The sequence below is a fragment of the Flavobacterium sp. MR2016-29 genome (genome assembly GCF_015350695.1).
In the GTDB taxonomy this organism is placed as follows: Bacteria; Bacteroidota; Bacteroidia; order Flavobacteriales; family Flavobacteriaceae; genus Flavobacterium.
In genome coordinates this window covers 579,256-593,791 of record NZ_JADKPU010000001.1, presented here as the reverse complement: position 1 = coordinate 593,791, position 14,536 = coordinate 579,256, and the positions used below count along the sequence as shown (strand labels likewise).

Here is a 14,536-nt window from a genome sequence, read left to right as displayed (position 1 = left end):
ATTTAAGATGAAGTAGACAATGCTTTGACTAAATCTTCTTTTTTGTTGCGGCTAAGCGGAATTTTAGTGATTCCGATTTCGGCAAATTTACTGTTAAAGCGTTCAACTTTGTCTATGTTAATAATATAGGACTTGTGTACGCGAATAAATTTTTCTTTTGATAAATCATTTTCAAAAGATTTCATAGTCGAAAGGACCAAATTACTGTCATCTTCTGTTACTACTCTTACATAATCTCCAAAAGCTTCAATCCATTTGATTTTAGCTGTGAAAATTTTAAGTTTTTTAAGATTGCTTTTAATGAAGATATGTTCGCCTTCTTCTTCTTTTACTTCTTTTTTAAGCAAATGCATATCAATAGCTCTCTTAACAGAAGCGTTAAAACGATCTACAGCAATTGGTTTTTGCAGGTAATCTGTAGCATCATAGTCAAATGCTTTTAAAGCGTATTCAGCTTTAGAAGTAATAAATATAATCTGCGGTTTAGATTTTAGTCCGTCAAGGAAGTCGAAACCGTTAATAACAGGCATTTCAATATCTAAAAATATTAAATCAATATTATTTAAAGATATACAGCTTTTTGCTTCTATTGCATTAGAAAAGTCCCCGATTAAGTGCAAACCTGGGTGATTATTAACTAATTTTGCAATAATTGTCCTTTGTATCGAACTATCATCTACAACAACACAGTTTAGTTTCATAACATTTAATTTAAAATAAATTCAGGATAGCAGTAGTAAATGTATTATTTTTTTGCAAAAAAAACTAAAGTCAGCGTGTATTTTTTACTTTACGACGAATAAAAGCAGAATTATGTTGTATATATAAAATTATTCACTACTTTTGCACCCAATTTTAACAAATAAATATTGTATTTATGAATCATTATGAAACTGTTTTCATTTTAAATCCCGTTTTATCTGAGGTTCAGGTGAAGGAAACAGTAACGAAATTTGAAGAATTTCTTACTAGCAGAGGAGCTGAAATGGTATCGAAAGAGGATTGGGGTCTGAAAAAAATGGCTTACGAAATCCAAAACAAAAAAAGTGGTTTTTATCACTTATTTGAGTACAAAGTAGCAGGAGAAGTCCTAATCGCTTTTGAAACTGAATTTAGACGTGATGAGAGAATTATGCGTTTCTTAACTGTAAGTTTAGACAAACACGCTATCTCTTGGGCTGAAAGAAGAAGAGCAAAATTAAAATCTACTAAAGCTTAATTATTATGTCTACAATAGAGCAATCTGCAAAAGGAAAAAAAGACGGAGATATTAGATATTTAACGCCTTTAAACATTGAAACTAACAAAACTAAAAAGTACTGTCGTTTCAAAAAATCAGGAATCAAATACATCGATTATAAAGATGCTGATTTCTTATTGAAATTTGTTAACGAGCAAGGAAAAATTCTTCCTCGTCGTTTAACTGGAACTTCATTGAAATACCAAAGAAAAGTTTCTGTAGCTGTAAAAAGAGCTCGTCACTTAGCTTTAATGCCATACGTGGCCGATTTATTAAAATAATTAAAAACTCTAGTCGCTGGTTTCTGTTAGAGCAGAACCTAACTTCTAAAATATAAGGACAACAACATGGAACTTATTTTAAAACAAGACGTACAAAACTTAGGATTTAAAGATGATGTAGTATCTGTAAAACCTGGTTACGGTCGTAACTTTTTAATTCCTAAAGGTTTTGCTGCATTAGCAACTCCTTCTGCTAAAAAAGTTTTAGCTGAAAACCTAAAACAAAGAGCACATAAAGAAGCTAAAGTTGTTGCTGATGCTAAAGCATTAGCTGAAACTTTAAAAGCTCTTGAAATTAAACTTACTGCAAAAGCTGGTGGAGAGAAACTTTTTGGTTCTATCACAAACATCGACATTGCTGAAGCTTTAGAAAAATCAGGTAACGCTATTGATAGAAAATTCATCACTAGTGGTATCGTAAAACGTACTGGAAAATATTCTGCTAGCATCCGTTTACACAGAGATGTTATTGTTGATTTACCATACGAAATTATCGCTGAAAAGTAATAGTTTGAAATACTATATAAAAATCCCGATGCGAATCGGGATTTTTTTGTTTAAAGTAATATTAGATAAAATTAAAGTTATTTGCCTGTAGCTTATAGCGTAAGGCATAAAGCCAAATAAAAATGAAATACGCAAGATTAACAAAAGAGCAATTTGATGAATTGCATGCAGAATTTGCAAGCTTTTTAGCTACTCAAGCCATTGATAAAGCAGAATGGGATTCTCTTAAAATAAACAAACCAGAAGTTGCTGAGCAAGAACTTGATATTTTTTCTGATTTGATATGGGAAGGAGTTTTATCTAGGGCAGAATTCTTAGAACATTTCTCTAAGAATCATATTTTCTTATTTCAATGTTTTGAAAGTCATGTACAATCTATAGTATTAAAATCGTTGGTTCCAGAAACAGACTTTTTGACAAAAGAAGGTTTGCAGTGGCTAAGTGATAACATGTTTACTGAAACGATAGAGATGAAAGTAGGAAAGAAAGTGTTTACTGAAGACAGAAATACTTCTATTTTTGAATTGATTCAGCAGGGTGCTTTTTTAAGTGACGGACAATTATTCAAACAAATTAATACAATTATCGAGTCATAATTAGAAAAAATGAACCTAAAAAAAGATAAGTCATTGATGTTAAAATGTTTATCTTTTTTTAGGTTTTTAACTTTTGTTTAAACTTTTTAATTTTTTTTACCCCGTAATTCTACGCATTTATTTCGAATACGCAAAAAATTAGCACTATTGCCTTATTATTAGCATCTTACCTTCCTTTTTTTCTCTGTTTAACTTTTTTCAAGTCAATTATTAGTTGTATTTGTAGGTTAATAGTTACATTATTAGATTTTACTAAAATTTTATTAATTTTTTTTGTGATATTTCTAACAGTCGTTTTAAGGTTAAAATTCTAGCATTTGCTGATGTTGACCAATTATATTTTAACATTTTAATTTTTTTAGAATTGAAAAAATAAGAATTTTATGCTTGTTTTATAATTTCATTTTAATTAATTTTAGAATAAGAAAGGTTAAACAAAATGTTTGATGATTTTCTAAAAAACAAACAATTTCAGAGTTCTATTTCTTCTTTAAATATTTAATAAGATAATCGAATAATGTAAGATGTTTTTTTCAACATTGAAGTTTAATATTTTTTAAATAACTTAATTAGTTTGCTTATGGAATTGACAATTACTCTCGTTATCAACTTTGTATTAGGTGTTAAAAATATTTTAGCTTTATTATTTATATTATTAAATAAAATTAGATTGGTTCTTGAATCTAATTTGCATTCAACTTTTAACGTATTCCAAAAAAAGCAATATTACGTCAGCTTTTCATTTTCAGACCCCGATTGGTGGTTGGTTGATGAAACGTATTGTTGTGTTTAATTTTTCTTGTATTAAATAATATCTTTTAAAATTCATGTTCCAATTTTTAGAATTACTTTCTAAAACGATAAAATCATAGATTGCCTAATCAACTTTCTATAGATATTGAAACATACTCTATATTTTAGAATTCCCCATTTCTAGCTAACTTAAATTTTCTTTTATGAAAATTAGGCCTCTAACAAATCACTCCACTCGGAATGCTGATTCAGATCACTATTCCCCAAAAGTTTTGAGACATTTTTTATTCAAGAAGAATAAATGGTGCTCTTTTGTATACTTCGGTGTACACAATACAACATGATTTTTTTTAATGAAATGTAGTTTAAAGTCTTAGGTTACTAGTTTTTTAAATTTCATTTTAAGTAGCTGATTATTAACGTTTTTTAAAATTGCCTAAGCATACGTGCTTATCGCAACAGGTATTTTATTGTCCATTTTCTAATCTTCCAAATTATGAAAAAAACTTTTACTTTTTGTGATCTCATCTATCAGAAGAGATTATTCGGACTATTGTTTTTATTGCTATTTTGCAATAATACATTTGCACAAAATTTTTGTAGACCTACATCACATACTTCCAGTTCAGGAGGTGTTTGTCTTGGCTCTACAGAAATCAATAATCCTACTTTCGCATATGATGCGAGTACAAGTACGTACGCGACACTTACGAATGCGTTAGGTGTACTTTGTTTTGCTGAGGAAACAGTTACTTTTGGTCAAATGGCAAAAGCCGGTGACCAAATTGTTCTGTATTACGGTTCAAGCGCTTCTTTATTAGATGTAGGTTTATTATCTAATTCAAGTATTCAGCCACGTAACAGTGTTGCAGGAACGACCGGACCTACAGTAGCACTAAACAGTCCGTTATTGAATATTCAATTACTGGCAGGAGATACAATGGCAGTGGTAAAATACACCCTGACTGCTGATGCGAACCAGGTGCGGATTCAGGTGGGAGGGCTTGTTAGTTTACTCGCCAATTTGAGAATATATGATGTACGTTTGCAATTTGCACAACCAACTATTACTGGTGGTCAAACGCAGTCAGTATGTTTAGGTCAAACTGCATCGCTTACTGCAACTGCAGCTACAGGTACAACTGTTGCGTGGTATGATTCACCAACATCAACAACTGCGCTTTCAACTACTGGTACTTTTACAACTCCGGCGCTAAATACCACAACTCTTATTATGTCAGCACTTCAAGAAGTGTTGGTTGCGAAAGTGACGAGCGTTTGCCAGTAACTGTTAATGTTATCAATCCCGTGCAGCCTACAATTAGTAGTAGCGGAACAGCGATTTGTTCGAGTACACCAACTCAGGCAACTACACTATCTGTCGTAAATCCGGTTCCCGGAACAACTTATTCGTGGTTTAATGTTGCAACAGGGGGCACAGCTTTAACTACAGGTACAACATATACGCCTACTGTACCCACTGGTGTTTCTACTTTTTACGTAGATGCAGCAATTAGTACATGTAGATCAGCGCGTACTCAGGTTACAGTTACTTCATCTCCAGTTCCTGGACCGGCAACGATATTAACGCAAAGTGTATCGATATTATCTGGACAAAATGCAACATTAAGTGCTTCAACATCGGAAGCTGGTGTTGTTCTTGACTGGTATGACGTTCCAACAGGAGGAGTCAAATTATTAGGAGATTCTAATACCTTTACAACTCCAATTTTAACAGCAAGTAAAACCTATTATGTAGAATCTCGTAACAGTGTGGGAGGATGTGTTAGTACGACTAGGACTCCTGTGACGGTGACTGTTTTAGCAAATCCATTAGGAACTTGCCTAGAAGCTAACAGTCAAGTGACTACACAAGACGGACTTTGTTTACTTTGTTCTTCAACAACACCAAATAATTCAGTTGACGGAAATAGCGCTACATCTGCAAGACTTACTCTTCCAATTGGTTTATTAAACGGATCAATTCAGCAAACTTTACAATTTAATAATCCTGGAAAAGCGGGAGATATTGTAGATGTTGAATTAGCATTGCCAGGCGGAATTGCTGATGTTTCTTTATTAGGAGGCGTTAGCTTAGCAACATATAATGGATCAACCTATAATGGAGACAGGGTCTTTATTAATAATCCGTTGGTTAGTTTACAATTACTTAGTGGAAATAGATTTAGAGCCAGTATTGTTGCCGGAGCCAATTTTGACCGTGTCGAAATTCGATTTGGAGCCACAGTAACAGTATTAACAAGTTTAGATATTTATCAGGCGACTTACAGATATAAAGCTCCTGTCATTTCCGGTAATACAAATATTTGTGCCGGACCAACCACTTTGCTGGCAAATTTAGCAGCTGGAGAAACTATCAATTGGTATAGCGCCGCAACGGGAGGAACGTTATTAGCAAGTACTGCTGCTTATACAACTCCCTCACTGACTGCTAATACAACATATTATACCGAAATTACTCGTAATGGATGTGTGAACAGCGAAAGAAATCCTGTTGCAATTACGGTATCCAATCCGGTTGCTCCTGTTGGGATTGATGTTGTTCCTCTAAATTTATGTAGTGGAGAATCAACAACATTAACAATTCAAACGCCAGTTGCAGGCACAACTTATAATTGGTACGATGCAGCTACTAGTGGAACCTTATTATCTACTGGAACTTCTTATACAACGCCAAGTTTAACAGCTCCTACGACTTACTATGTTGAAGCAGTAATTGGAACTTGTTTAAGTCCGACTCGTACAGCGGTTCCGGTAACTGTTAATCCAAGACCTTCAGTACCTGTTCCTACAGCTTCAAATGTTATTATTCAGTCAGGTCAAACTGTTACTTTATCAGTTGCAACTACTGCAGGAATTGCTTATGATTGGTATGATGCACCAACAGGAGGAAATCTTCTGCAAGCCAATGCAAGTACTTATACAACAAGTCCTTTAACAGCAAACACAACATTTTATGTACAGGCTAGAGCGACATCTTCAGATTGTACAAGCGCTACAAGAGCTGCTATTAATGTTATAGTAATTAATACTGTGAGTAGTTGTTTGAAGCCAATTACACAGCAAACAGCTTTTGATGCAGTACCGCCATTTGCATTATGCGTAGGATGTACAGTAACTAATCCTTTAAATTCTATTGATGGAGATATAAATACCGCTACAACTCTTTTTACTCCTGTAGCTGCTATTGGAGCATATGTACAACAACAATTATTGTTTCCTACATTGGGACAAAGTGGTGATATTATAGAAGTTGACCTAGAGTTGCCAAACGGACTTGCAGACGTTTCTGCACTAGGAGGCGGAATTAGTTTAGCAACTTATAATGGTGGCACTTTTAATAATGACAGACAATTTCTTACTAGTAATTTATTGAATTTGCAATTATTGTCAGGAAATAAATTTAAAGCTACTTTTAATGCCACAGCTGTATTTGATAGAATTGAAATTCGTATAGGAGGTGCAGGTGCAACATTACTTACTGCTTTAAATATTTATGAAGCATCATACAGATTTCCAAATGCTACAATTACTGGGGCAACAGCGCCAATTTGTGCTGGAGGGACTGCTAATCTAACTACTTCAACTCCAACAGGCGGTGAAGTTTATACTTGGTATGATTCGCCAACTGGGGGAGCATTAGTTCCTAGTGTTAATCCGACCGGTCCATTGAATGTTACAACAACTTATTATTTACAAGCTACTCGTGGAGGTTGTATTAACAGTGTTCGTCAGCCAGTAACAATTACTGTCTTGCCAATTCCAACGGCTGCAGACATTACAATTACGAGCCCTTTAACAGCATCTTGTGCGGGAGAAGTTGTATTGGCTCCTACATCTGCTTTAGCAGGAGCAACATTTAGATATTATTTTGATTCTGATAAAGTACAGCCGATCACAAACGGAACTGTTTCAGGCGTGACTTATTCAATAGATGCTACAACTGGAGCATTAACTGTTAGTGGACTTACTGCTGCTGCGACTTATTATATTTCAGTGCTAAATGGAGGTACTTGTGAAAATACTGCAGGAACTTTAAAAGCAGTTGTTGTAAATTATCCAGCCGCTTCGGTATTAACTGTAAATCCTAATTTGTCTGCCTGTGCAAAAGCAAGCTTACAAGATGCGATTACAAATTTTGATACTTCAGGAAATACAACTTATACTTTCTTTGATTCAGCTAATAATCAAATTACGGATGTGGCTGCTTCAAATATTTTGGCTAACGGTAACTATTTTATTCAGGCTCAAATTACTGGTGTAGCTTGTCCATCGTCTAGACTTCCAGTAGCAGTAACTGTAAATCCTTTGCCAACATTAACAGGAGTTACAAGCTCAATTGCAGTTGCAAAAGGCGATTCGGTTACATTAAGTGCAACTTCAAACGGAACTATTACCTGGTATAATCCACAAGGAAATGTAATGGCATCAAACAGTACAGGACCACTTAATACAGTGGGAGTTTTTACTTACACAGTCGTTGCCAGTAACGGAAACTGTACTACGACTCAAACCGTAACCATTAGTGTTATTGATCCTGCTGCTTGTGATTCTTTATTAGAAAGAGTTTATGCTAACTCTCAATTATCGGGAACAGTAGTTACCGGAACGGTTACTAATGGACCTTTAGGAGCGGATGGCAATCCAAGTACATATTCAACCATAACTACAGGTTTAGGACTTTTGGGTATTGGAACAACGTGGCAAAATTTACAATGGCCAACAACAATTCCTAAAGGAACTGCTGTAACGGTGAAACTTGGTTTAGAAAATAGTTTAATTTCTGTAGGTCAAAGTCTTTCTGTAATTGGAACTAAACGTGACGGGGCTAATAATCCGATTGATATTGGAACTTTACAAACCGTATCGGGTTCATTATTGAACTTATTGCCAGGACAAAATTCATTCGAATATACATTTGTTCCTTCTAATGTTTCGGGTCTTCAGGATTATGACGGAATCAGAGTACAATTAGGATCTGTTTTAAGTGTTGCACAAAATGTGAATGTGTACGATGCTTATTATAAAAGACAAGTTACACAAATTGCTTGTGGACAGGGAGATATTGAAGACGTTTTCTCTGGGGTAAAAGATTTAGGAGTTGGAGCATTGACAACTACTGTTGGAGTTTCTAATCCTTTCAATGTTGCTGATGGAGATGTTGCTACTTATGCTACCATGTTTAATGGAGTAGGTGTACTTGCTAATGCAGAACTAACAGCTACTTTTAGAACACCATCTATGGTTGGAGATAGTTTACGTATTACAGTTTCTAAACCAGGTACAATTTTAAATGTTGGTTTACTTACCGGATTTACTATTCAGCTGTATTCTGGAAATATCCCAGTAGGCACACCTATACAAAGTAATAGTAATTTGTTGACATTAAAACTGCTTTCTGGAGATACTATGGCAGTGACAATTGTTGCGCCTCAAACACAGCCATATGATAAAGTTGTTATTACTTTGGGAGGAGCTGCAAATGTTTTAGATCAGCTTAGAGTTCATACGATTGATCGTGTAACCAATACAAAAGTTACTGATGGAGATCCAAACAATGCAGTTACAGTCTGCCCCGGGGCCGAGATCAAACTTGACGTTCCGGTTAGAGATTGTGCAGATTATGCATGGTACGATTCTCCATCAGGAGGAAACCAAGTTGCAACAGGTCAAACATACACGCTTCCTGCAACATTAGCAGCAGGTACTTATAAATATTACATTCAGCCAATTCGTTATGGTTGTCCAGCTTTGGAAAGAGGTGAAGTTACTGTTACAGTAAGAGCAACCACTCCGGCATCAGCTATCTCAAACGTAACTATTAATGGCGGAAACGGTACAATAATTTGTTCTGAAAACGGTCAGGTAACTTTAAATGCAGTATTGAATGCTACACCAACTCTTACTAACCCGGTATATGCCTGGTATAGTTTTGATGGTACAACAAGTCAGTTAATTCCTGGCGAAACAGCTTCGACATTAAATGTAAACGGATTAGTTCCTGGAACTTACACTTATTATGTTGGAGTTAGTTCAACTGAATATTGCGAAACTGCACCTGCAGATAGAAAACAAGTAACCTTTACTATTTTACCAAGTTCTCTTGAATCTGATATTACAGTAGATAATGCCTCTATTTGTCATGATACAGCTGCAACATTGGCACCAACAAGCATACTGGCAAATCCGGTTTTCTTTTGGTACTTAGATGCTAATAAAACTCAGCCTATTACAACAGGTACAGTGGGTGCTGTAACGTATACAGTAAATAATACTACAGGAGTTTTAACCGTTGCGGGTTTAACAACAGCAATGAGTCCTGTTACTTATTATGTAGCAGTAACAAGCGACTTTACTTGTCAGAATAAAAACGGAGAATTAAAAGCCGTGACTGTAATAGTTAATGATCCGGCAACGCCAACATCAATACTTAACAATCAGGTTTTCTGTCTTTTAAATAATCCGACAGTGGCTAATTTACAGGCAAATGAAGCCAACGTAGTTTGGTATACTGCAGCAACAGGCGGAACAGCTCTAGATCCTACTACTGCATTAGTAAATGGAACTTATTATGGAGCAATAAAAGACGCAACGGGTTGTGAAAGTTCTGTAAGATCAGTTGTAACAGTTACAATTACAGATCCTGCAACGCCAACAACAAATGATACTACACAGGATTTCTGTTTAGTAAATAATCCGACAGTTGCTAATCTTCAAACAAATGAAACCAATGTTGTTTGGTATACTCTATCTGCAGGTGGAACTGCATTAGACCCAACAACTGCATTAGCAAACGGAATTTATTATGCAGCAATAAAAGATATAACAGGTTGTGAAAGTTCCGTAAGATTAGCTGTAACAGTAACTATTACAGACCCTTTAACGCCAACAACAATTGATAATACACAAGAATTCTGTCTGGTAAATAATCCGACAGTGGCTAATCTTCAAACGAATGAAACCAATGTAGTTTGGTATACTTTATCTGCAGGTGGAACTGCGTTAAATCCAACAACATCATTGACAAACGGCCAGTATTTTGCAGCATTAAAAGATGCTTTAACGGGTTGTGAGAGTTCAGTTCGTTTATTAGTTACAGTAACGATTACTGATCCAGGTACGCCAACATTAGTAAATGCTGGAACTCAAAACTTCTGTTTAGTGAATGCACCAACATTTGCGAGTGTTCAATTTAACCAAGCAAATATCGTTTGGTATGATGCTTTAACAGGAGGAAACAGCATTGCATCAACTACAGCCTTGACAAGCGGTGTTTATTTTGCTGCAATAAAAGATCCAGCAACAACTTGTGAAAGTGCTGCAAGATTACAAGTAACAATTAGTGTAACAGATCCAGGTACGCCAACATTGGTAAATGCTGGAACTCAAAACTTCTGTTTAGTGAATGCACCAACATTTGCAAGTGTTCAATTTAACCAGGCAAATATCGTTTGGTATGATGCCTTAACAGGAGGAAACAGCATAGCTTCAACTACAGCCTTGACCAGCGGTGTTTATTTTGCTGCTATAAAAGATCCTAGCACAAATTGTGAAAGCGCGGCAAGATTACAAGTTACGATTAGTGTAACAGATCCAGGTACGCCAACATTGGTAAATGCTGGAACTCAAAACTTCTGTTTAGTGAATGCACCAACATTTGCAAGCGTTCAATTTAACCAAGCAAATATCGTTTGGTATGATGCCTTAACAGGAGGAAACAGCATAGCTTCGACTACAGCCTTGACAAGCGGTGTTTATTTTGCTGCAATAAAAGATCCTATCACAACTTGTGAAAGCGCTTCAAGATTACAGGTTACTGTAAATGTAAATGATCCAGGCACACCAACATTGGTAAATGCAGGAACTCAAAACTTCTGTTTAGTGAATGCACCAACATTTGCAAGTGTTCAATTTAACCAAGCAAATATCGTTTGGTATGATGCTTTAATTGGAGGAAACAGCATAGCTTCGACTACACCGTTGACAAGCGGTGTTTATTTTGCTGCAATAAAAGATCCAGCAACAACTTGTGAAAGCGCTGCAAGATTACAGGTTAATGTAAATGTAAATGATCCAGGCACACCAACATTGGTAACTGTTGGAGCTCAAAACTTCTGTTTAGTGAATGCACCAACATTTGCAAGTATTCGAGTTAACGAAGCAAATGTGGTTTGGTATAGTGCAGCCATAGGAGGAACTGCATTCGCGTCAACAACAGCTTTAACTGCTGGTACCTATTATGGAGCTATAAAAGATCCAATAACAGGATGCGAAAGCACAACAAGATTACAAGTTGCAGTTACAATAACAGATCCTGCTAAGCCAACAACTACAAATACAGCTCAAGTTTTCTGTTCAGGGACTTTACCAACGGTTGCCAGTATTCAAGTAAATGAAGCAAATGTAGTTTGGTATAGTGCTTCTACAGGCGGAACCGCAATTCCATCAACAACAGCTTTAGCAACAGGGATTTATTATGGAGCTATAAAAGATCCAGCTACTGGTTGTGAAAGTAGTGTAAGATTGCAGATAAATGTTACAGTAGGAAATACAATAAACCCTACTACAAACAATAGTGCACAATCGTTTTGTACAACTGCTTCTCCAACGATAGCAAGTATTCAGGTAAACCAAAGCAACGTAACTTGGTTTAGCAGTGCCACAGGCGGAACTGCAATTCCATCTACTACAGCTTTGACTTCTGGTATTTATTATGGAAATATTGTAGATGCAACAACAGGCTGTGAAAGCTCAACTCGTTTACAGGTAACGGTTACTGTTACAAGTCCGGCACCAACACCAACAACTAATAATGCAACTCAAAACTTCTGTTCGATAAATTCGCCAACAGTAGCCAATATTCAGGTAAATGAAGCTAACGTAATTTGGTACACTACTGCAACAGGAGGAACAGCAATTCCAGCAACTACACCTTTAGCTACAGGAACTTATTATGGAGTTGTTTCAAGTGCAATTAGTTGTGAAAATCTTGTTAGATTAGCAGTTGCAGTAAATGTAAATACGCCAAGTGTTATAACAACACCTAGAACAAATCAAACATTCTGTTTATCTGCAGCACCAACAATTGCAAACATTTTGGTAAACGAAGCAAATGTTGTTTGGTATGCTTCTGCTACAGGCGGTACACCGTTAGCAGCAAATACACCGCTAATTGCTACAACGTATTATGCTGGAGCCCTTAGTAATACAACGAATGGTTGTGATAGCGCTACTAGATTAGCAATAACTGTAAGTTTTGAAAACGATGCTTTGGTTCCTATAACTTCTAATGACGATACGCCATGTGTTTTCCAAGGTGTTACTTATTCAATAGCAAATGGAAAATCAAATTATGTATGGTCAATTACCAACGGAACAATTGTTTCTGGCGGAGGAACCGCAGATGGAAATGTAACAGTTTCATGGTCAGATATCGGGCCTGGTAAAGTTACCGTTACTTATATTAATACATGTAACGAAACGACAACAAAAACATTAAATGTTACCGTGGCAACCTGTTCAGATTTAACCATCACAAACACAGTTAGTAATCCAACGCCTAATTTTGGTGAAGAAATAACATTTACGATAACGGTTAATAATGTGGGACAAGGTAATATTATAAATACTATTGTAAGTGATTTATTGCCTAGCGGATATGATTTAGTAAGCACAAGTACAACTTCTGGGACTTATGATCCATTAACCGGACTTTGGACAATTCCAACACTAAATGCTGGACAAAGCGTAGTACTTACAATTGTTGCTGAAGTCTTGCCAGGTGGTGATTATCTAAATGTTGCAACTATTGAAATTTCAACTCCTTTAGATATAGATGCGGCCAACAATACGGCTTCAGCTTCTGTTGAACCAATTTGTCTGACAGTTTACAATGAATTCACTCCAAACAATGATGGAGCTAATGATCTTTTCAGAATTGATTGTATCGAATCATATCCAAACAACGAGCTGAAAGTATACAATAGATATGGCGCATTAGTATACAGCAAAAAAGGTTATGAAAATGATTGGAACGGAACTGCCAATGTATCTGGAGTTATAAATAGAGGAGATATGTTGCCAACAGGTACTTATTTTTATGTGATAGACATTGGAAACGGAACGGTTAAAAAAGGATGGTTATCTATAATGAGATAAGCAGACTGAATTAATCATCTAATTAATTAAACTAAATAAGTATCGTTATGAAACTATATATAAAATCATTAGAAACGTATTTTATCTTAATATGTTCTTTTATCACAGTTTGTGCCAGTGCACAGCAAGATCCGGAGTACACGCAATATATGTACAACACTATGGCGGTAAATCCAGCTTATGCTGGGTCTACCGGCACTTTAGAAGCAGCACTTTTGTACCGCTCTCAATGGGTTGGAATTTCTGGAGCACCAGAAACACAATCTTTTTCTATTCACGCACCGCTTCGAAATGAGAAAGTTGGTTTAGGACTAAGTATTGTTAATGACAAAATTGGCCCATCAAACGAACTTTATCTTGACGGAAACTTCTCTTATTCAATTCCTTTAGGATATGAAAAAAGATTAGCATTCGGTCTAAAAGCAGGTATGCGAATGTTAAATGTAGATTGGTCAAAAGGGAGATATTACGATCCAAATGATGTTTTGTTAAATCAAAATATCGACAACCAAATGAAATTGGCAGTTGGAGCCGGGATATATTATTATACTGATAAATGGTATTTAGGTCTTTCAATTCCGAGTTTTATTCAAAGTAATTATTACGATGATGTTCAGGAATCTATAGACTATGACCGTTTGCATTATTATTTAATGGGAGGTTATGTTTTTGATTTGAATCCGAATTTAAAATTCAAACCTGCATTTTTAGTAAAAGCAGTAACTGGAGCTCCAATTACTGCAGATGTCTCTGCGAATTTCATGATTGCTGAAAAATTTGTAATAGGGGGTTCTTATAGAACAGATGATTCTATAAGCATCTTGGCAGGTTTTCAAATATCTAAAAGTTTTTATATCGGATACGCTTTCGATTACACCGTTAGCGATCTGAATAAATACAACGATGGATCGCACGAAGTAATCTTGCGTTATCAGTTTAACAAAGGCGAAAGTAAAATTAAATCTCCTCGATTCTTCTAA

Annotated in this window: 8 protein-coding genes; 7 read left to right on the top strand and 1 reads right to left on the bottom strand. The window is 35.6% G+C overall.

The features are described from left to right. Positions 1-2: 2 nt before the first annotated feature. Positions 3-701, bottom strand: coding sequence for a LytR/AlgR family response regulator transcription factor (locus IR010_RS02705; RefSeq protein WP_029269560.1), 699 nt, complete (start codon positions 699-701; stop codon positions 3-5). Positions 702-877: 176 nt separating this feature from the next. Here IR010_RS02705 and rpsF point away from each other — a divergent pair, with 176 nt between their 5' ends. From rpsF to IR010_RS02675, 7 genes are all read left to right on the top strand, one after another. Further along, a complete protein-coding gene (gene rpsF / locus IR010_RS02700; protein WP_029269562.1) occupies positions 878-1,219 on the top strand; it encodes a 30S ribosomal protein S6 in 342 nt (113 codons plus the stop codon). A gap of 5 nt (positions 1,220-1,224) precedes the next feature. After that, positions 1,225-1,521 carry a 30S ribosomal protein S18 gene (gene rpsR / locus IR010_RS02695; RefSeq protein WP_002987043.1) on the top strand — a complete coding sequence of 99 codons (297 nt, stop codon included), beginning with the start codon at positions 1,225-1,227 and terminating at the stop codon, positions 1,519-1,521. A gap of 66 nt (positions 1,522-1,587) precedes the next feature. Further along, positions 1,588-2,028: a 50S ribosomal protein L9 gene (rplI, locus tag IR010_RS02690; protein ID WP_194566657.1), complete on the top strand. Its 441-nt coding sequence runs from the start codon at positions 1,588-1,590 to the stop codon at positions 2,026-2,028. Between the two features lie 122 nt (positions 2,029-2,150). Beyond that, positions 2,151-2,624 (top strand): DUF6495 family protein, encoded by a 474-nt coding sequence (locus IR010_RS02685; RefSeq protein WP_194566655.1) that lies wholly within the window; start codon positions 2,151-2,153, stop codon positions 2,622-2,624. Between the two features lie 1,249 nt (positions 2,625-3,873). Continuing rightward, positions 3,874-4,665: a hypothetical protein gene (locus IR010_RS20055; RefSeq protein ID WP_228515071.1), complete on the top strand. Its 792-nt coding sequence runs from the start codon at positions 3,874-3,876 to the stop codon at positions 4,663-4,665. After that, entirely contained in the window at positions 4,656-13,556 is an 8,901-nt protein-coding gene (locus IR010_RS02680) for a gliding motility-associated C-terminal domain-containing protein (protein WP_228515070.1), read from the top strand. Before IR010_RS20055 ends, IR010_RS02680 begins: the two co-directional genes overlap by 10 nt. A gap of 47 nt (positions 13,557-13,603) precedes the next feature. Beyond that, positions 13,604-14,536: a type IX secretion system membrane protein PorP/SprF gene (locus tag IR010_RS02675; RefSeq protein WP_029269577.1), complete on the top strand. Its 933-nt coding sequence runs from the start codon at positions 13,604-13,606 to the stop codon at positions 14,534-14,536.

What these genes read in the sequence shown, in the direction of transcription:
- rpsF (WP_029269562.1), top strand. Translation starts at nt 878, where the DNA reads ATGAATCATTATGAAACTGTTTTCATTTTAAATCCCGTTTTATCTGAG.
- IR010_RS20055 (WP_228515071.1), top strand. Translation starts at nt 3,874, where the DNA reads ATGAAAAAAACTTTTACTTTTTGTGATCTCATCTATCAGAAGAGATTA.
- rplI (WP_194566657.1), top strand. Translation starts at nt 1,588, where the DNA reads ATGGAACTTATTTTAAAACAAGACGTACAAAACTTAGGATTTAAAGAT.
- IR010_RS02705 (WP_029269560.1), bottom strand. Translation starts at nt 701, where the DNA reads ATGAAACTAAACTGTGTTGTTGTAGATGATAGTTCGATACAAAGGACA.
- rpsR (WP_002987043.1), top strand. Translation starts at nt 1,225, where the DNA reads ATGTCTACAATAGAGCAATCTGCAAAAGGAAAAAAAGACGGAGATATT.
- IR010_RS02675 (WP_029269577.1), top strand. Translation starts at nt 13,604, where the DNA reads ATGAAACTATATATAAAATCATTAGAAACGTATTTTATCTTAATATGT.
- IR010_RS02685 (WP_194566655.1), top strand. Translation starts at nt 2,151, where the DNA reads ATGAAATACGCAAGATTAACAAAAGAGCAATTTGATGAATTGCATGCA.